The organism is Bifidobacterium apicola, assembly GCF_042846865.1.
In the GTDB taxonomy this organism is placed as follows: domain Bacteria; phylum Actinomycetota; class Actinomycetes; order Actinomycetales; family Bifidobacteriaceae; genus Bombiscardovia; species Bombiscardovia apicola.
This window is the reverse complement of the sequence record NZ_BAAFQQ010000001.1, coordinates 1,493,115-1,513,875: the sequence shown is the minus strand read 5'-3', so window position 1 is coordinate 1,513,875 and position 20,761 is coordinate 1,493,115. Positions and strand designations below refer to the sequence as shown.

The 20,761-nt window shown below is 59.9% G+C and carries 9 protein-coding genes and 1 tRNA gene; 3 read left to right on the top strand and 7 right to left on the bottom strand.

Going from position 1 to position 20,761, the window contains the following annotated elements:
- The first annotated feature begins 54 nt into the window (after nucleotides 1–54).
- The gene (locus tag ACGG9J_RS06190) at nucleotides 55–1,380 is read left to right on the top strand and encodes a hypothetical protein (protein ID WP_390134564.1); all 1,326 of its coding nucleotides are present in this window, start codon (nucleotides 55–57) and stop codon (nucleotides 1,378–1,380) included.
- 194 nt (nucleotides 1,381–1,574) lie between these two features.
- On the opposite strand, the gene ACGG9J_RS06185 is transcribed toward ACGG9J_RS06190, so the two are convergent.
- From ACGG9J_RS06185 to ACGG9J_RS06175, 3 genes are all read right to left on the bottom strand, one after another.
- Nucleotides 1,575–2,291: a hypothetical protein gene (locus ACGG9J_RS06185; RefSeq protein WP_390134561.1), complete on the bottom strand. Its 717-nt coding sequence runs from the start codon at nucleotides 2,289–2,291 to the stop codon at nucleotides 1,575–1,577.
- Nucleotides 2,292–2,801: 510 nt separating this feature from the next.
- The gene (locus ACGG9J_RS06180; RefSeq protein ID WP_390134559.1) at nucleotides 2,802–3,056 is read right to left on the bottom strand and encodes a hypothetical protein; all 255 of its coding nucleotides are present in this window, start codon (nucleotides 3,054–3,056) and stop codon (nucleotides 2,802–2,804) included.
- 777 nt (nucleotides 3,057–3,833) lie between these two features.
- Nucleotides 3,834–3,986 carry a helix-turn-helix domain-containing protein gene (locus ACGG9J_RS06175; protein WP_390135332.1) on the bottom strand — a complete coding sequence of 51 codons (153 nt, stop codon included), beginning with the start codon at nucleotides 3,984–3,986 and terminating at the stop codon, nucleotides 3,834–3,836.
- A gap of 1,607 nt (nucleotides 3,987–5,593) precedes the next feature.
- On the opposite strand from ACGG9J_RS06175, the gene ACGG9J_RS06170 reads away from it, so the two are divergent.
- The gene (locus ACGG9J_RS06170) at nucleotides 5,594–6,112 is read left to right on the top strand and encodes a hypothetical protein (RefSeq protein ID WP_390134557.1); all 519 of its coding nucleotides are present in this window, start codon (nucleotides 5,594–5,596) and stop codon (nucleotides 6,110–6,112) included.
- 385 nt (nucleotides 6,113–6,497) lie between these two features.
- Here ACGG9J_RS06170 and ACGG9J_RS06165 read toward each other — a convergent pair whose 3' ends face one another.
- On the bottom strand, nucleotides 6,498–6,989 hold the full coding sequence (locus ACGG9J_RS06165; protein WP_390134555.1) for a holo-ACP synthase: 492 nt from the start codon (nucleotides 6,987–6,989) through the stop codon (nucleotides 6,498–6,500).
- 439 nt (nucleotides 6,990–7,428) lie between these two features.
- Here ACGG9J_RS06165 and ACGG9J_RS06160 point away from each other — a divergent pair, with 439 nt between their 5' ends.
- A complete protein-coding gene (locus ACGG9J_RS06160) occupies nucleotides 7,429–8,049 on the top strand; it encodes a DUF1643 domain-containing protein (RefSeq protein ID WP_390134553.1) in 621 nt (206 codons plus the stop codon).
- 1,574 nt (nucleotides 8,050–9,623) lie between these two features.
- On the opposite strand, the gene ACGG9J_RS06155 is transcribed toward ACGG9J_RS06160, so the two are convergent.
- The 3 genes from ACGG9J_RS06155 to ACGG9J_RS06145 all read right to left on the bottom strand — a co-directional run bounded on the left by ACGG9J_RS06155 (nucleotide 9,624) and on the right by ACGG9J_RS06145 (nucleotide 20,740).
- A complete protein-coding gene (locus ACGG9J_RS06155) occupies nucleotides 9,624–10,052 on the bottom strand; it encodes a tyrosine-type recombinase/integrase (RefSeq protein WP_390134551.1) in 429 nt (142 codons plus the stop codon).
- 193 nt (nucleotides 10,053–10,245) lie between these two features.
- Nucleotides 10,246–10,319 (bottom strand) — tRNA-Gly (locus ACGG9J_RS06150).
- A 1,061-nt stretch (nucleotides 10,320–11,380) separates the two neighbouring features.
- Nucleotides 11,381–20,740, bottom strand: coding sequence for a fatty acid synthase subunit beta domain-containing protein (locus ACGG9J_RS06145; RefSeq protein WP_390134549.1), 9,360 nt, complete (start codon nucleotides 20,738–20,740; stop codon nucleotides 11,381–11,383).
- Between the last annotated feature and the right edge of the window lie 21 nt (nucleotides 20,741–20,761).

The window sequence follows — 20,761 nt, the reverse complement described above, 5'->3', positions numbered from 1 at the left end:
GCCATGTGCACGGCTCGGATTGAAACCAGAAATGATATTAGGGGGTGCGTACTGATGGGGTACCTATTGGTAGATGTCCTATTCGGCGCTCCGGTGGTGCTGGTCTGGTTGCTTGCGGTGGTGTCGTTCAATGCGTGGAGGTCGAGGCGGCTGATGGACCGTGTCCTGGCGCCCTACCTCCTGGCACGGGGCCTGTGTCTGCAGACCTTCCAGGGGCATGTGTGGCGGCGGCGCGGCAGGATTGGCCGGCCCCGGCCCGGGCAGGTCCTGCCCCTGGGCTCGCTGGTCGTCCTGGCCGACGGGCCCGCCACCGTAGCCGGGGCCTACAGAGGCACCGGATGGTTCGACGGGCTGGGAGAGGACGGGCTGGTGGTCCGCCTGGTCGGCCAGTACGTGCAGCCACCCGCACAGGCCACCGGGTCATCCGGCCCATGGTACGCGGGCAGGATCTGCTCCGTGGGCGGCGTTGCCTGCGGACCCGGCGTGGTCCCCGGCGGCGATGCCCCCCTGCCCGAGACCGGCGTCGGACACACCCCCGACCCCGACCTGGTCACCTTCGCCCAGGACCAGGTCAGCCTCCTGGCCTGGAAGGGACCCGACAACCCCGTCACCAGGCTCCTGCGCGCCCGTCAGGTCCGCGCCCTTGCCCGCGACCACCGACGGGAGGACCCGGTCCGCCGCCGGACACGGCCGATGCCGCACTGGCACGCCAGCCGCCCCGCATGGTGGCGCTACGAAGCCATCGGCTTCCTGCCCGACCGGTTCACCCGCGTCTACTGGGACCGCGTCCGCAACCAGCCCGTCAAGGCACCCATGCTCTACAGGACCCCGGAAGCCAAGGAATACAACAGACGACACTATGCCGCCCCCATATACACCATCGCGCTGATCGTCATCATCCTCATATCCGCCCTCAAAATAGCCCGCACATGGCACCGCTCCAGGCCGCACCGTCCCCTCCAGGGCGGCGAGGTACTCCTGGACATGCCCCCACTGACCTCGGCAATCGTCAGCTGCGTTCTGGGCCTCGCCATCGGCATCGGCACATGGGCCTGGGCCACCCACCGGCAATTCCCCCAACACCACATGACCCCGGCCAGCAGCCGCGAACTCCAAACCGCCCTTCACAACTACTGGATCGACATGCGATACATCACCGGAACCACCATCCCCCACACCATCCACGTCCTCGGCTACACCGCATTCGTCCTCGTGCCGCTCTTGTTCATCACTGATTCCTTCACCCTTCCCGAATGGGTCCATACCTACCTGAGCTGGCCATTCTTAGCTCTGCTTATAACCTGCATGGACCTACCCCTCATAGATACCTTCTACGGTGGTTCGATAGCCAAACGCCTGGATCGGGAATTAGCGGAGTAAAGCCAATATGATGCATCAGCTCCATCCCCCGTGCTCAATACAATAGCGCTACAGCAATCTATGGAAGGCAGCATCCTGGTCTTACGCTCGCACCACTTGACAGCGTGCGGACAGGAATCAGCCCAAAACCACAACTGGTCTGCTAACGTCACCCATCACGCAGCATATTCTAGTAAATTCAGCGATCCTATGATTTATGCCGCGGTGATGAGACCTCCGAAGAGGACGATGGCGATGGCAATCAGTTCAATGATGAAGAACATGGACAGGGCCGACCAGCTGTGAGTCAGCGTGTTCCAGGGGGAATCCTTGCGCACACAGACCAGAATGGCCACGAAGATAACCGCAAAAGCCGCCACGCCCAGCCCAGCCGCGATAATGCCCAAGTTGGCCGCATTGGCCAGGATGGCCTGATGCTGATAGACGACGAAGGTGCTGTACCAGAAGTTCATCTTGAGCAGGCAGAGGCCGGCGATCAGCTGTTCGGCGGCCAGGCCCAGCACGAAGACCACCCGCCAGAACCATGAGGACGACTCGATGATGGACATGCCGATGCCCATAAAGGCCAGCACAGTCACGGTCCAGGCAATCAGAGCTATGCCCCGCGGGTCCAGGACCGAGGCATAGTGGAGCACGCCCTGAGTATGGTTGATGGCCAGCGAGCGCCCGTATCCGTAAGGAATGACGATGGCCAGAAGGACCGCCAGCGCGAAGACCACCCAGCGGACCGGGCGAGCACGGCGCTGCTCGATCTCAGCCAGGGAGTATTCCGAATCTGGAATGGTCGCCTCAGGATGAGCCGAAACCTTGTTCACCGAAGTCACTTCATCAGAGTGCGATGGCACAGCCACAGAACCCGCTGCATCGCTTCTGCCGGATTTTGCGCCATCCGCATCGTCGAATTGCTCCATCGGCGACCACACCTCCAAGTCCGCTACTCGTGGACACATCGCCTACAAGCTTATACCGGGGGGCAAGCCCGCGCTTAAGAGCGAAAAGTACAATTCGTAAACACTTGGCATCCAGACGATAGCAGATAAATGGAGTCATCCTGCAAGCGGTATAGTTCATCCCCGCAGACGCGAGGAACACCTGATTTCTGCGACCGAAAACGCTGCAGACCCAGAATCACTCCCCACGTATCCGAGGAGCACCCGGCAGTGTCTTCTGACCAGCCGATCATACGCATCTGAAAACCATGACAATCCGTGTTCAAATATCCTGCTAGTCATCCGCAAAGCGGTAAATGGATGCCTTGAAAGGCAAACAAAACTTTCAATCAGGCGCACCAATGCGATTATTACAGCTACAGGAGAATCAAACACTCGTGCACGAACTATGAAGCAGTTATCAATTCTCACCGGGGCCCCAGTAGCGATTCTTTTGCTGATTGCAACATAATATGGGAGCCCGGGAATGAATCAGTCGAACTGCCTGATGCCGAGGACATCGTAGAAACTTACCTTGGTGTCACCGCCGAAGCCGGCACCATAGTTTGTCCCATAGTACGTACGATCCGACTGGATCATTCGCCTGTCCTCATCATCCAGCGAATCCCAGACTCTGCGCTCTGCATCATCCATGTCATCAGTAATGGAATACTTTGACGTATAGTCATCAACCCTCTTCTGGAGAATACGGTCATAAGTGGTACAGGCCTTATCCTTAGTTGCCATTTTTCATGAAATCCTCGTCCAAAGCCATTCATCTCCTCTCATCTTTGCGAACATGAGTGCATCCATCCGATGCCCTGCAGGATTGTCCCTGCATCTGCAGGGAGGGACAGTAGTATTTCTATACTACGAAAAGTCCCGGTCACTACTTGGGATCATTCTCGCGAATGCAGGGAGCACAGCACTCTTGCAGCTAGGAACAAGAGAACGACATAAAAAAGATTGACACTATACCTGAGCAGCAACTCATACTCATGTTTAGAAGGAATACAATTCTTAACGGAGTTCTGGGGAAAGAACAGTTTTAATGCATGTTCCCGCTAAAAAACAGTGTTGTCTGGGTGATTCAGAGTAGCATGATCGGTTTTCCAATTCAGGCTTCTACGGGGGGGGGGGGCGTATACCGCAGGCAGAGAACCATACGTAGTGGCATCCCCAATTCACGCCCCCGCGAAGGGAGCGACCAAGTGTTGGAGACCAGCGCCGTCTGCCTTTGCAATTTCAACCCACGCTCCCGTGAAGGGAGCGACCCGCCCCACATAGCAGGTGTCCACGGCCGCGTCCTTATTTCAATCCACGCCCTGCGGCGACTTATCCATTTACGCGATACACATAAAACTTTGAACTCCAACATAGATTATACAAATTAAATCCGGCTCAAACAAATGCGCAGGAGCGCTCTCAGTCACAAATGATCTGCATCGCATTAAGGATATTACATCAGTCTACCGTTCGGCGACAACCACATATAATCGACAAGTTCAACGATCCATCCATCGTCTACAAAGTGCAGCGACGATACTCAATAGGTGACATACATACTTTTGATTTAAAAGCGCTACAAAAGACGGACGGCTTGGAATATCCGCAATTCTGAGCTATACATTCGACAGACTTGGAGGAATTGCTGAGCATTCTTCGAGATGAGTTGATGGCGCGTCCATAACATAGACATAAGGCGTATAACCAGTTTCCTTTTTGAATACCCTAATGAAGCTACGCTCCCCCCCCTAGGCCAGTCATAATTGCAGGCTGATGAAAATCAAGAAACTCATCCAGATGATTAGCGATTTATGTCATCACCATTTGCATGTCATGGCCATTCCTGTCAACGTCGCCCCGACCCGCCGACAAAAAAGCTACGCATCGGCAACAGCCTGATAGCGATGGTATTGGCAACAATCCAAAAGTACAAACTGGCCACCATGAGCAACGCCCTGCATAGCATTGATGCACAGTCAAAGCTCACCTGATTGCAAATGCAAGATTTGAAAACTGGGATAGGCGTCGCGCTCGGTGCGTTGGCCGTCGAGCAGATAGTAAGGCCTTCTTGGCATTGAGACTGCAAGCAGGAGTCAGGAATGCTTGGCATTTACTTGTTCGTGAAGCCGAAGCCCTGCAACAGAGTGCTCAGAAATCCGGGGATTATCCTATTCAGGATGGCAAAGCCAATTATAACGACCGCCATGAAGACGACGACTCCTATTAGCTCGTCACGCTGTCGCTTACGGCGTTCAGCCTCACGCGCCGCAGCCATCCTCTTGCGGTAAACCACCGGACACGTCGTCCCTGGACGATGACGATGTACAGGACATTCTGGATCATACTGACACACACAATTAGTATAAGTCTCCTCCCCAGTTCCAAGCATTGGTACTTGCCCGTAAGCTCCACTTGCTTCGTCCTTGTCTGGCCACACCACACAACCTCAAGATTGGGCGAGATCCAGTCAAAAAATGTTTAGCAGGGCTATACGCCAGCCAAACCAATCGCCCGAAACTGTTTACCTCCTTCAAAGACAAGGATGAAGATGTAAACCCGGCTGCACTTACCACGGCATTCCCTATGCCCGCCCTCATCGATGAACTCAGAGACACCAGCACCGACCCCAATATGCGAGCACTGAAGTCAAAGACAAAGAGGCGAAAGACATACTTGCCGCACTTACACGCAGCAACAGAGCGATTCGGAATCACTCTGGTTGTTGGTTTTGAATTATCGTGGCGAACATGTCAACCATCCGTTCTGAAGTCTTTGAACTCAGAGTAAGCGAAGAGGATTGGACCAATAACAACGAGGTTCCCCTTTGATGGAATCACGCCCACAGATGCAGGGAACACATGAAGTCAAGTCCGGCGAGCCTGCTACAAATATGGTTATTCCTACGTATGCGGGGAATATGCGTAGTCTGCATAAAAAAGTTTGCATCAGTAAGGATTATCATTGAGGATAAGGGTGTTCTGTCGCAGACCGTACTAGGCCTACACCATGAGGTAAGTAAATCAGTCATGGCATGGAAGGAGAATGCACAGGGCGCATCAGCGAAGGCGGCCCATTGGCATTTCATCGTCGGTCTCGTGGCCGTCCTGGTGATTGCCGCGGGCCTATCGCTGGGGGTGTGGACTTGGTCTTCGCACGTCAAAACGAAGTCCCTGGCCGGCTGCCGGTCGCAAGCGACTTCCGCGGCTCGGAGCGTGAAGGCCTACGAAGCGGATCGGGCTGCGGCGCAGCGGTGAGCCCGGGCCATACCCCAGGACGACGTGTCCGACGCCAAGGTCGTGGCCACCGTGGAGAAGGCTGCCAACGACGAGGCCCGGACGGTCAAGGCGCACCTGGACAAGGCAATCGCTGACAGGGACTCGCTGCTCTCGGGCAGCAACGGCCAGGTGGCGGACAACGCTGTGCGCGACGCCATGAAGACGGTGTTCGGCCAGGTCAAGGTCGTGCAGGCCGACACCAAGGCAGATACCAACGTACAGCGCAAAGCCATCCAGGATCTCGATCTCGCCAGCCAGATGCAGGCAGTCAATGACTCGAAGGCCGCCAAGGCCAATGTTGATCGGGAGGCCGCTGATCAGCAGGCCCAGCAGGCGGCTACTGCGGCTCCAGCGTCTTCCTCGGGCCACACACGGGGCGGCTCTGCCGGCGCTTCAGGCCGTTCCAACGGCTCCAGATATGCACGAGGCGGATCAAGAGGCGGCTATACCGCTCCCGCGCCTTCGTCGGGAGGCAGCGGCTCCAGCTACCCTCCCGCCCCTGATCACTACACCCAGGAGTAGATCGACGGAGCTCATCATTATCTGTGCATAATGCAACTTGACATCACCAGCGGATGCTGAGCGCCCTTAGCGTTTTCGGCCAGAATCAGGACCCGGCCGCGCCGTCCCTGAATTTCTTATCAATACACAACCGGACGACGAGCCGAGATCATCCCACGGAAGTAAGGGACGCAACTCAAGAAGAGGCTGTATGTAGTTGGGAACCACAGTCAGCCCTTAGGGCGACGCATGTAATACATAGAGCTGACTGCATCTGAAGTCTTGAACCTTGAATTCGACTTCGACACAATCGGAGCATCGCTCCACATGCCGAGGACTTCTATTTGGTTGTCTGACGCGACAACTAGGAATTCACGGCACATGCGTCACATGTCCTAGCCTAATTTCAGACGAACCTACACAAAAGTACAACCGCCGAAGCCACCGGTCCATCATGGCTGAGAGCGATATGCCAGCGCAACTCCACCTGGTCGACTTGACTACCGGCCAGAGGCAAAGATTCGTGAAGCTTGGCCTTTACGGTGGACTCTAGATTGACACTCGGCCGACCCCGGCCGTCGTCCAGGATCTCCACCCCGCTCCAAGGAAAATCATCCAGACCATAGGGCGAGGGCTCAGGTCCCAGCGCCTGAGACCAGGCCTTGAGCACCGACTCCTTGCCAGCCCAGCGCACTGCCAAGTGAGTCGCTAGGTCGTCATGCTTGAACAGGGCCTGCTGCTCAGCCTGCCGCCGCTCCCGTGCCGAGAACAAGCTTGCCATACGCGTGCCTGGCATAGCCAGCTGCCGGCCGAACTCCTTCAGGTCGACCAAATCATGCCCCAACCCCAGCACCTGTCCAAACACGGCATCTTCCATAGGCCTGAGTATGCCCTTCATCTTTTCCTGCTGCAAATCATCCGGTCGAAAAATTGAAGGCTCCGTAACGCCTTAACGAGGTAATCAATAGTTATGTTCCTACGCGAATGTCCGGACAAAGGAAAAAGAAATAAAGGAGGCCCCGCCTCATCAATAGAAAGAGACATATCACTGGCATAGCGACGATAAACCGCCCTGTTGCTTACCATCTATCACCCTTCGCATGTACACTATTGTCTGCACATTTAGCATGTAAAGTACCGAATACTGGGGGAATTCCACATGCACGAGTACATTGCCGTCATCTGCATCGCAGACTGCTCCATCATCGCACGCCCCGACGATGTAGGACTAAACAGGAAGAAGTAACCCGAGGAGAACGGGCGGCCTTGCACCCGGCGACGGTTGGAAATATTGAATACTCATAGTTCCTTCCGAACCTGAGAAATATACTGGTTATATGAATAAATTGCTACATGCAGCATGGACTAGCGACAAGCTCGTATTCCCTTCCAACCCAGCGGAGGTCAAACAACGGTGGTTCCTACGCACCCCGATCAATCCAGCACAAGATCGCGATCTCGTGTTCATCGGAATCAACCCATCGACAGCCACACGATTCGCCAACCAGAGTTCTGGCGGTGATAAAACGACAGAAATGATACTCAACTCCTCTCTTTTCAATGAGGACGACTCACCGCTCAAGAGGGACGGGTCACCACGGAAATGGCGATCGCTGACAATCGTGAATCTCATCCCCTTGATCGGACAGTCTCACGATCTGCTTGATAGGGACGACGAGATCGACCTGACGATTCCGACAACAGTGGAGGTTCTCGAGACCGTGCTTGCCTCAGCTCAGTTCATTCATCTCATGTGGGGCAATAAGAAGGATCCGAAATTTCCATGGAAGACACGGGTGCTGAAGAAGCTCGCGCCTACAATACTCTCGCTGACAGTGGATAAGCAGGTTCAGGCATACCTGTCACAGTCTGGGGATCCTCTACATCCTGGATTCGGGGGACTTGACTATTGGCACGGCAAAAATCTCTGCAAGGACGCCCGAGGAGCACTCGCGTAGTATCCGGGCGCTCCTTGGTCGCTCCCGCATGACGCTCGTAGCGCAAGCGGACTGTGACAGTTTCGGATGAAGGGTTAGCGGTGTTGCCGGGTTTGCAGGTCATATCTGCTCTGTTCCGCCTTGGCGGGTTGGAATCGAGATCGGTTGAACCCGCCTACCCGCAACGACAAGACTCGGAAGGCGTGGACACAAGAAACGGTTAACTTCGCCATCGGTGTGGCAAAGTGACCCGTGAGTGCTCAGCCTGGTCTCGCAATTTCGTATGTCCAGGTACCCCACGGCTAGCTGATGCCGTGGAAGGGGTGAGAGGGTCGATACGTCTCCAGTGTCGGATCGTCTTGCTCGTGACGATCGAATGGTCAGACACCGTCGAGTGAGAGGCTGAGCTCACCACTAACCAGACAGCGCACCTCTCATCCAAAGCACTGGATTAGTCAACTGAAAGCAGCCGGTTCAACGCGGAAGGCGAGCAATCACCAACTTTCGTTGTGATGGTTCAAGTCTGATTGATAGGACTTTGCCTATTGCCCGCAAGGTGCTTTCGTAGGAAATGGCGATTTGCGAATTAGATGCTCCTGGAGAGTCTGGGGCAAGTGGAACAAGAATTGATGCAGGGGGAGATGGATTGCCGTTCACAGAGTTGATGCTCGCTATCTATCCGCACCTCACTGGTGAACAAAACACCGCATCTTTCATGCGGGGCTTATATGAACGGCTTTCGTAGGCGCCGGAACAACTCTGATTTACTTCGCCGGTCAAGTCACCTGGGGATGATCAGCTGATGCAACTCCGTCCAAGTGGTACACCCGTGGACTTGTCTAAGGCCATAGCTTGTCAGATGCTGAAGGACACGACACGCACAGATATCATAGACTCACCCAATTTCACCGACGACATCGAAATAGAAGTCTGCCAATCAGATGGAAAAGGCACTTATCGGCTCCGTCAAACCCTCTGACGAAGAAAATCTCAATACGAACAACGTTGGACATGTGTTCTTTGACTTGATACAGCAGTCTCTCGAGTTCATTGTCGATCCGGAATTCAAAAAATGACCGCAAGATCTAGCAAAACTCTTTAGTTTTAGATCGAGCAAAGAGCAAGTTCGGATCCAGCCTCCCAGAAGAGTGCAAGCTCAGCTGGGAGCCATGATTCCTGCTTCTTGACCCAGGTTCGATTTCTTCCACCCTGATGCGTCGCCATCCTGGAGTTCCCTGACTCAATATCGGACGGTACGTGTCCACAAAACCCCGTATTAACTGCAGCAAGCAGTAATTCGTAGTCGACTCCTTACATGTGAGCCGCATTTCCGGCAGAGTCCAGGATTTGCAGCGCTTCAGAGGCACATGAGTGGATAGATGTGCACGACTTCGGCCGTGTAGTTCATGCAGGCCTTCTCAAATCTTAGCTTTAGATGACGTCGATCCAGTCCTAGCCGACATGCCCCATGAGTTCCTTGTAAGCATCTTCCGGGGCTCCAGCCTTGGCCGGCCCTGCCGCAAAGTGGTGCCTGGCACCCCTGGTCACATACGGCAGACCGGCCTCTTCGAGCGCTGTAGTCCAGCACCACCACTTCACTGGGTTAGTGGCCATTCCCTGCGAGTGAACACCAGGTCCCCATCGCCGATACCGTGGTCTCGTATCCAGTCCTGCATGATCTTGTTGCTCATCTCCCTGACATGCCAGGGCTCGAGGTCTTCGAGCCGCACGCTGCCGATGACTGCGGTAATGTTCCTGCAGTCGCTCCGGTAGGTTTCGTAGACTAGAGGCTTGACCATGGGCCGCTTGTACTCGTCGGGCCATCGGTCGAACCAGTCGCGCAGCAGCGACGACTTCCCTGTCTTTATTTTCTCTGTCCCTTGGTATTTGGCCAGCGCGTCCTCGAATTTTGCGCGCGCCTTGCTTTTGATGCAGTCGGTTTTGTCGAGCCTGCGCCGCTTGCCGGTGGCGGGGTCGCGGGGAAGTTCGCGGCGGAAATGCCAGTAGCCTCTCCCGTCCCGCACGATCGCTATGCCTGGGGCTGGGAGACCTTGTCGCTGTAGTCATCCGAGGGCCTCCGGCGTGTACCCTATCGTGTACCTATTTAGCTCGTAAAGTGCCGAATACTGGGGAAGATCTCACTCAGTCAGGGCTTGATCCTGACCGCTCCAAGTGTTAAAAAACCCGCCAAGAATAGCGGAATATCAACGATAATCGTGGAGCGGGCGACGGGAATCGAACCCGCGTAATCAGTTTGGAAGACTGAGGCTCTACCATTGAGCTACGCCCGCAAAGCCGTTGGCTCGGTACAGAGCATAGCACATGGGCCAGCCGGAACATGCAGTAACTTTGTTATCGCGAGGCTTAACTCAGCAATAAAGCTAAGTAGTCATCACCAGGAAGAACCGTGGTAAGACATGGAAACCTACGCTGATTACTCCCTCGCCAACGAATAACTTTGAAGATCCGTACAGAAATTCCTGCCGCTTGCCGAGCCAAGTTCGCCCACAGCAGTTCGTTTACCTTAAATATGAAATCATGCCGTTGCGAATATCGCTTCAATGGATATCTATAGATTTACCCCGAGCACAAGCCGGTTCCGATGACGGACGCCAGCCGCTGGATGCTCGATTCGATCGCCCGAACCGACGACACGAATAACCACTGCTGTTCCAGCCTGTAAGAGGGTCACGCCTACAGCAGAAGGGGGAAAGTACCGGCGTGGCTATGATGTTCGGACTTCTTGCCATGAGTATTATTGCAACAAACCGCAGCCGCAGGATTTCCATAAAAGCGGCCACTGACACTTAGCACGAGTAAGAGGCCGGACAACTCCCCCAAGACAAGTCCGGCCATTCGGGTGGCCCGGCAATAACCCCAAGTAAAACCTGGGCCACCCATCTACTTTTTTATACCATTTCATGAACGGGGTCCAATCACGGTCAGGACGTAAGAGCCGCCTGCCCCTTAAGCAGCATTGGAACAACCCCATGTACAGACAGCAGGCAAAGACACCAATGCCCGCCTTTCCTAATCGCTCCGATGACGGATACCGCCTGGATGTCCATGAGGGACTCGCTACGTTAAGACATGAGGCAGAACAAAGGAGCCCTAGCCAAGCGTGGCGCACCCACGGACATTTCACCACGCTCCCATGAAGAGAGCGAACGCTCAAGTACGGGCAGCTGATTAGCGTCAACCCCCCATCAAGAGCAAGATAACGCTCAGAGAACCACGACAAAAGGGGAGGCAGGCATCTGGCCCACCTCCCTGATTAACGCAGTGATTGAACTCTCACCGATTCCCCATCCCCCACTGCGGAGGACGGAGAATTGACCAACTCAGGATGCTCTCAGCTCTGGTCATAGTAGCCGTCAGCACCCAAACGGGCCTGGGGGTCCAGCAGCATGGCCTTCTCGATCTCATGGCCCACATACCCGTGGCCGTCCTCATGGAAACGACGGTTGTCAATGGGCTCGTAGAGCGGGGCCCGACCCATGCGGCCCTCCTCCAGGTGGCGCTGACCAGCAGCCAAGCGGTCGTTGGCCCGGCGGCGCCACTCGTCCAGGGCCTCCTGGCCGGAGGTCTTGAACACGGCTGCTTCGAAGGCTCCAGGGCTGACGATGACCCCAATGCCGGAGACATGGCCGAAGCCCAGGGAGGTTACCAGTCCGGCCTTGATCCTACCCACCTTCAAAGGCTGTTCCAGCCAAACCAGATGGTCATCACGTCTCAGGACCGGATCCACGCAGTCCAGGGACGCATTGGCAGGGATGACCCCGGACCGGAAGAGTTGGGTGAGCCCGTTGATCTGGAAGATGCAGGCACCGCCCTTGGCATGGCCGGTCAGGCTCTTCTGGGAGATGACATAGAGCGGGTTGCCGTCCGTCCGGCCGATGGCGTGAGCCAGAGTGTTGTGCAGCTCGGACTCATTGGGGTCATTGGCATTGGTGGAGGTGTCATGCTTGGAGACCACGGCGATGTCGTCGGGGTCCACACCCAGCTTGGCCAGCGAGCGCACCAGGTCCGAATCCCTGCCGCCCATGCCTGCGGCCAGAGCTCCAAGACCAGGCGCTGGGATGGAGGTGTGGGCGCCATCAGCAAAGGAGTGGATGTACCCGACCACGCCAGCCACGGGCAGACCCATGCGCAGGGCAATATCACCGCGTGTCAGCAGGATGGTCCCGCCGCCCTGGGACTCCAGGAATCCGCCGCGCCGACGGTCGTTGGCCCGGGAGAAGAACCGGGGCTGGATGCCCTTGGCGTACATCTCGGCGGAATCAGCGGTGGCATTCATGTTGCCGAAGCCGATGACCGACTCCACGCCGATGTCGTCAATGGCGCCTGTGACCACGAAGTCCGCCTTGCCCAGAGCGATCTTGTCAGCGCCCTCCTCCAAAGAAACAGCAGCCGTAGCGCAGGCCGAGACCGGCTGGACCATGTTGCCGTATCCGCCGATGTAGGACTGCATGACGTGCGCAGCCACCACGTTGGGCAGGGCCTCCTGAAGGATATCCGTGGGAATTTCCTTGCCCATGAAGCGGTCCAGGTAGAGCTTGCGCATGGAGGCCATGCCGCCGAAGCCGGTCCCCTGGGTGGAGGCCACCTTGGAGGGATGCACGGCCTGGAGGATCTCCACTGGGGTGAATCCAGCCGACAGGTAGGCATCCACAGTGGTGACGATGTTCCAGAGAGCGATGGGGTCCACATCCCCGACCATGGAAGCGGGAATGCCCCACTTGACCGGGTCGAAGCCCTGGGGGAACTGGCCGCCAACAGTCCTTGACATGGTGGCCCGGCGCGGCACGCGGATGCGAGAGCCGGGCAGGCGGGTGACGGTCCACTCGCCGGACTGGTCATCACGGGCGATGCTGGTGTGGTCAGGATCCTGGGCCACGTACTCCTCGGCCATGTCCTTGGTGGGCACCGAGAAAGCCACGTCGTGATCCAGGAAGACGTCGACCTCCTCTTCATTGGTGCCCTGGCGGTAGTCGGAGCCCATGCCGTCATCGAAGGGACGGATGCCGGAGCGGGCCACCACCTGGTCGTGGTAGCGCTCAGCGATGTCCTGCTCGGGCACCAGCTCGCCGTCGGAGTCGTACCAGCCCGGCTTGGGGCTGTCCTGCCATTCGACCAGGCCCATATTCCAGGCCAGTTCGAGCACGGCAGCGGCGCTCAGGTCTACCTGACCATCCGAGTGGATGCCCATTTCGGCCTCGAAGCGGGTGCGGCCGGAGCCCCAAGGACCCATCTCGCCGATCGAGACGATGACGATCTGATCCTCGGGTCTGGCGGTCACGTCCTGCCAATCCTGCAGATCCACTGGTGCTTGGGCAGGCACTTGGGGGGTGGGCAGAGCCTTGATGACCCTGCTCGAATCCCTGCCGATAACTTCGGACTCGTCCCCTGTCTTCGCTGCAGGAGCTGGTGTCGGCGGATCGTCATCCTGGGCAGCCTCGGCCTTCAGGGCCTTGAGGTCCAGCGGGCTGGAGCCCAGACCGCCAGTCAGATCGGCCTGGAGCGGAGCCTGGAGAGCCTGCTGACGAGCATGAGCAGTGCACAGTTCCAGCAGGGAATCGGCCATCTGCTCGGTGGAGTAAGTGTGAACGCCATGGCGCTCCACCACCCGGACCAGCGGATCGTTGCCGCCCATGAGCCCGGTGCCACGGACCCAGCCGATCAGCGGATGGGCGAAGGTGACTCGGCCGGACCAGTCCTGCTCAGGGCGGGACCGGTTGACGATGGCATCCAGGGCGGCCTTGACCTCCCCGTAGGCTCCGTCGCCGCCGAACATGCCGCGGTTGGGTGAGCCAGGCAGGACCACATGCAGACGGTGGTCAACGTCGGTATCCGCCCCGATGCCGGCGAACCCGGCGATCTGGCGTTCCAGGCTCCAGAGCATGAGCCGGGCCTGGGACTCGAAGAGCCGGCCCGAGTCGGCCATGGTCCCGTGCATGGCGGGGGCTGCGAAGGGCAGCAGCAGGGTGGGCTCGTAGGCAGGCTTGAGCACGGTGGTCGTAGCCCCCGTGGTCTTGCGCTGCTCATTGCCGACCCAGTCGACCAGGGCATCAACATCCCGGTAGCTGGACAGGTTGGCAGGCACGATCCATAGACGGGCGCCGCCCACGGCATGGCGGCGGTAGAGGTCGCGAGCCCAGATGACGGTCTGCGGCTTCAGGGAATGGCAGACGGCGATGACCGTCGCCCCGCCCTCCAGCAGGCCTGCAGTCAGAGATCCCGCGATGGACTTGGGAGCCACGCCGGTGACCACCGCCACGTCATTGGCGAATCGTGCGGCGGTCTGATCCGAGTCGGCAGGAGTCATGGCCTGGTCGGCTATGCCGCTGAAGACCCGGGCCAAATTCTGTTCACCGCGTTTGCCTGCCTGCCCGGCATACCAGACAGCCTGATCATGCACCTCGCGTCCGGCTCCTAGGAAGCTCAGGCCGCTGCGGTCATCATCATGCTCATGGTAAATGTGAGCCAGATCCTCGCGGGCGCTGGCCCAGCGATCGTCGAAGAGGACGGCGCGCGAGGCCTCAAACCGCGGCGCCACCTGTTGGGGCCAATCGTTGCCCAGCTCGGCATCGACAGCGGCCACGACCGCTGCATCCTCATTCTCGCCAGGCTGGACTGCCGGGGGTTCAAGTCCCAGCTTGTCCAAGAGGAATCGGGCGGTGGAGGCCAGCACGCCCTCAGAGCCGGTCACTTGGGCTGCAAAGGCATCCAAGGCAGCGGAGTCGACCACGGCACCGCCAGCGGCACCGCCTGCAGAGGGCATGGAGACCGTGACACCATGACGCTGGGCAACCTGCTGAACGGCCTGGTCGATCAGAGCATTGGCAGCGGCCACAGTAGAGACGGCTTCAGTGGGCAGAAGCGCCAGGTCGCCGCCACGCGAGGAGGCGCCCTCACGGGTGTCCAGGACCAAGCTGGCCACGGTGGCCGAGACCCAGCCAGCACCTAGCTGCCAGACATCGGAGACCCGCTGCTCAACCTGCTGCAGCTTGAGCCCGGAGGGGCCGAAGAGGTCTCGGATGCGCTCACGAACAATGTCGGAGAGCACCGGGCCGAAAGGCCGATAGTTGGGGGCCACCTTGTTCACCAGTGCGCTCAGGTCGGTCATGCTGGCCTCGGCTGCGCCGTCCACGCTGGCCACGCCCAGCTCGGAGCTGATGTCCATCAGCAGCTGGTTGCGCCTGGAGGAGACGCCGTTGGTCAGGGTGTCGGTGGTGTCGGTCTGCCCGATCTGCTCGGGACGGATCTTGGTGGAGTAGGCCAGCAGGACGGCGATGGCATCCGAGGCCTTGAAAGGCAGGTCGGCTACATCGGCACCCGATGGACCGCCGGTCGCCGGGGCCGGAACAGGAACCGCGTCGTCAGCTGCTGCCGAGGCAGGGGCTGGAGCCGGAGCTGAATCAGATACGGAAGCTGCCGCGGCAGTCTGGGCTGTATCGGGGCTGGATCCCTGTACCTGGGCTGCGGACTCCTCCTGAACCGGGGCCATGGGATCAGTGTCGGTCAGGTAGACCCGGCTCTCGTCCCTGCCCAGGTTGTAGACGCTCACGTGACGCTCGCGGAAGTCAGGCAGCTTCAGGGTCTTCGTGCCCAGGTTGGCCAGGGTGGGCGAATGGCCCAGCCCTACCTCAATCAGCTGCTCTACGCCCAGGCCGCCCTGCTCAGGAGCCTCGAACATGATCGCCTGGGTCTCGATCCAGCGCACAGGAGAGGCGAACTGCCAGGAGAGCAGCTCGGTCAGCAGCAGACGGCCCAGCTTCTGGTCGTCGGCCGCATACTGATCCCAGATCTGGGGATCGTCCAGAGCCTGCTTAATGCGCTCAGAGGGGACCACCTCCAGGATGGAAGCCGCGAACTCCTTGGTCATCTGGAAGGGCCGTGCAACCAGGTTGGGTATGTAGCGACCCTCCAAGCGGGAGTAGTCGATATGCTCGGGCAGCAGAGCGTCCAAGGTATCTCGGAACTCGGGCACCCCCTTGCGCAGCAGGGTGGAGTGGAAGGGCACGTCGATGCCAGGCACATACATGAAGGCCGGCTTGCCGCCCGCCTCCTTGGCCCGGCGGTTGGCATCGGCTCGCAGATACTCCAGACCGGCGATGGTCCCGGCCACGGCGTACTGCTGGCCAGCCAGGTTGTAGTTGACGATCTCCAGGAATTCGCCGCACTCCTTGGATACGGACTCCACATACTGCTTGACGCCGGAGTCGCCCACGCCAAACTGGTTGGGACGCAGGGCTCCCATCCGGTAGTTGCTGCGCCCCTGCTCATCGCGTTCGATCAGGGAATGCATGGTGGACCCGCGATGGAAGACCAGCTCCAGAACCGTCTCCAGGGACATGACCCCGGCGAAGGAGCTCAGGGCGTTGTACTCGCCCAAGGAGTGGCCGGCGAAGTAGGCGGGCCAGATGTCCATGCCGGACTCACGCAGGCGGGCGGTCTGAGCGAAAGCCACGGTGGCCAGAGCCACCTGGGTGAACTGGGTCAGATTCAGCAGACCCTCCGGATGATGGTAGGTGACCCCCTTGGCCGTCAGGGTGTGCGGATTGTCACGCACCACGGCCAGGATGGAGAACCCCAGCTTGCTGCGGGTCAGGGCATCGGCCCGTTCCCAGGTCTCGCGGGCGGCCGGGGACTTGGCCCGCTCGTCCAGGACCATGCCCTGCTGCTGAATCCCCTGGCCGGGGTAGACGTAGGCGGTCCTTGGGGCACGGGCGATCGCCGTGCCGCGGGAGACCAGCTGGCCGTCGATCCTGCAGGTGACCTCCAGGACCAGTCCGCCGTGGCGGACCTTGCCCACACGCTCCAGGCTGATCTCCACCTTGTCGCCTAGCTGGACCATGCCATACATGTTGTAGGTCCATCCGGCGATCTCGTAGTGGACGCCCTGCTCGTCAGTGGCCTGAGCCGCATATTGAGCGGTGGCAGACAGCCACATGCCATGCACCAGCGGTGCAGACAAGCCGGAGACCGCCGCTCCTCGCTTGGATGTGTGGATGGGATTGAAGTCACCTGAGGTGCGTGCGAAGGCGGTCATATCCTTGGGGGCGGTGACAGTGACGCGGCGCAGCAGCCTGCGGGGTGTGTCCACCGTGTCGGCATGGATGCCGCCGTACTCGGGAGCCTCCTGGGGCAGCTGATCGCTGTAGGCACGGCCACGGATGGCGAAACGCTCCACCTCGCGGGCCAGTACAGTCCCGTCCTGGGCGGCGTGAACCACGTGGATGGTCACCACCCGGCCAGAGGAGGATTCCTGATAGGGCTCGGCCCAGCTGGTCAGCCCAATCCGCTGGCCGGTATGCTCCAGCAGCCGCTTCTCGCTGACCTCCAGCTCGATCAGGTGGTCCAGATGGACCGCGTTGAGCAGTCCCTCGATGATGGGGAAGCCGTCCACATAGACGGATCCCAGGGCTGCATAGATGGCCGGCCAGGCCGGACCCACCAGGGCATCAGGGGCGAAGCCGGAGGGGATCAGCGCATCAGGAAGGGCGCCACCGGTTGCCGCCTCATGGTCGAAGCCCAGGTTGGCCGCCAAGGTGTAGCCGCTGTGGGCCAGGCCGAAGGGGTGGTCAGGGTCGTCATCGTCCTTCTCGATGACAGGCATGGCCTCCAGCTTGTCGCCGGTAATGGAGGTGTTGCCGATGCCCGCTGTGTCGGCCAGCATGGCGTAGACGTCCTTGGGCAGGCGGCTGCGGTCAACCACCGGGAAGAAGCCGACCTGGTCGCTCTTGAGGGTCAGCGGCACGACGATGTGACGCACCGCATGCCGGTCCAGACCGCCGTCAGGATCGTCGTCCCAGTAGGTGTCCAGATGGATGTCCAGGTCGTAGTGCTCACCCTGGTCGTCCTGACCAGTGGCGGTGATGGTGTAGTTGGGGTCGTCCATGGCCGTCCCGTAAGCCGGACTGGCCATCAGATGGCCCACCCAGGAGATGTTGGGACTGCGGCGGATGAACTCCTGCGCATCAGTGGCGCCTGCCAGCTGGCTGTAGGCCTTGGCGGGACTGCTGTCCAGGCCGCGCACCCGGTCTATGGCCGCCTGCTCGAACCGTCCCAGAATGGAGGCCACCGGCTCGTCCACCGTGGTGATGCCCGCCACGGAGATGGGTCCGGGGATGGCCCTGACCGAGTCGGCGCCGTAACGGGGATCCTCGGACTGCCAGAGCTGATCCTGACCCCACCAGCGCAGCAGATCATTGTCGATGACCGGCACGAAAGGCATGGGCTTGGGGTACTCGCGCACCAGGACGGGGAACCAGGCCACGTCGGTGGGCACCACCTTGAGCTCGGCCGCCTGTGGATAGGCCTCATGCAGTCGGCGAAGCGCCTGCTCGGGCTCGGCCACATCCTGCCTGGAGGCGAAGATGGAGTCGAACTCGCCGCTCTGACGCTCGCAGACCCGGGCCTCGATGCGCCGCAGCAGGTGCAGGAAGCGGTCGATGTAGGTGTCGTCGGCCCAGGGGTAGGCCAGGTCGGCGAAGCGCTGGGCCCAGTCCTGGTAGGTCATGGTCTCCAGATCGCCGAAGTAGGGCTTGGCGGTCCTGTTCAGAGCCTCGATGATCTCTGCGCGGCGGGTCTCCAGTTCCTCCGGGTGCTTCATGACCCGGACCAGCAGACGGCCGCACTCGGCAGAGGAGTTCTCCATCTCGTAGATGTCGGCATGCAGATGGCTCAGACCGGAGCCCACGCCTCCCACAGACTTGCCGCTGGGCACCCACTTCTCGCCCATGGGAGCGAAGAGGTCCGGATCGGGGGTAGAGCTGTCGATGCCGGGGGTGGCCACCAGAGCCCGCTTGATCTCGGGATTGGTGTGGGCCTCCTTGGCGGTCATGGCAGCCGTGCCGATCATGACGCCGTCCACGGGCATGTCCGGCAGGTGGTAGGCGCGGGACCACTGGCCGCTGATGTAGTCGGCCGCCCGCCCAGGGGTGCCGATGCCGCCGCCAGCCACCAGAACAATATTGGGGCAGGCGCGGACCTCGGCGTAGGTGGTCGAAAGCAGATCGTCCAGGGACTCCCAGGAGTGGTGGCCTCCGGCAGCACCGCCCTCGACCTCCATCAGTATGTGAGTGGGGGCGACCTTGCGGGCGATGGCCACGACCTGGCGGATCTGGTCCACCGTGCCGGGCTTGAAAGCTACATACGGGAAGCCCTCCTCGTTGAGCTGACGGATCAGGGTCACGGCCTCGTCCAGCTCGGGGATGCCGGCAGAGATGACCACACCGTCGATGGGGGTGCCGGAGGCGCGCTTCTTGGGCACGATATGCTGGCTGCCGAACTGGAGGTTCCACAGGTAGCGGTCCATGAACATGGCATTGAACTCGACCGTGCGGCCCTCCTGCAGCTGGTCCTCCAGCTGGGACACATGGCGGTCGAAGACCTCGGCGGTCACCTGGCCGCCGCCCGCCAGCTCGGCCCAATAGCCAGCATTGGCGGCCGCAGCCACGATTTCGGGCTCCACGGTGGTCGGAGTCATGCCGGCCAGCATGACCGGGGGCTTGCCGGTCAACCGGCTGAAAGCAGTCTCCACCCGGGGTCCAGCCGGCGTCTCAAGCAGACGCGGGGCCAGCTTGGACCAGTCCTGGGTTCGGGCCGGATCCTCCTCCATGGTGGACAGCTGCGCGCGCCGGGCCTGGTTGGAGGCCTCGACCACACCCACGCCAGTGCCTTGGACCAGGTTGTCCACCAGCTTGCCCAGAGTCTCGCCCGGGCCCAGATCAACCAGCCAGAGGGAGGCGGCGTCCTGCTGATCTATGACCTCGGCGATCCGGCCGGCCCAGTCGGCATGATTGAGCAGGACCTCTTCAGCCAGAACCCGGGCACGTTCAGAGTCCAGACCGCAGCGGCCGGCCCAGTCCACACTCAGATCCACGGCCTCCTTCATGAGCGGGGAGTGGAAGGGCAGGGTCACATCCAGATACTCCAGAACCGGGGAGAAGGCGGTTCCGCCACGGACCTTGTCCTCGCGCAGGCGGCGCTGATGATCGCTCTCCTTGCCTGCCTCGATGGCGAAAGCAGCCAGATCCTCCGGATAGCCGGACAGGACCAGGTTGCGGTCCGAGTTGGTCACGGCCACGCTGATGGGGCCGCGAGCGCCAGGCACCCGGTCGATCAGAACCTCCACCTGGTGGCGGGTGGCGCCGCGCACCGAAAGCATGGGGGTGGCCTCACCCTGGCGGTGAATGCCCAATCGACGGGCCTGACGAGTGCCAGCAGCGCCGATCAGCATAGCGGTGGCCAGGATCTGGTCGATGGCGCCCTGTGCGGCCTTCAGGGATCCGGCCGACTGGATCTCTTGGACCATGTGGACCCCGATGATGCCCTGGGAGTGCCCCAGCAGGGCTACCGGACGAGCTTGGGCCGCGTCGTAGCCCAGCTGGTCCATGTCCATAAGGGCACCCAGCTGCACCAAGGCAATGCCGGGCACGCTGACAGCCGCGTCAGCAGCCGGGCCCAGCCTGACGGGATCTGGCTTGTAGCCGAACAGATCCAGCTGGCGGCCGTTAGTGGCCAGCAGGTCCGGCTTGACCGCCCTGAGCAGGTCTGTGGCCGCCGCCATCCGCTCCCTCAGGGCCCTGTCGATGTCGGGATCGCCTTGCAGATCAGCCAGTGCCACAGTCCAGGGGTTGGACTGGCCGGCGAACATGAGCGCGTGCGGCTGCTCGGCGAGACGGTTGATGAAGAATGTACTGGTCATGATGTCCTATTCGTAGAGGTT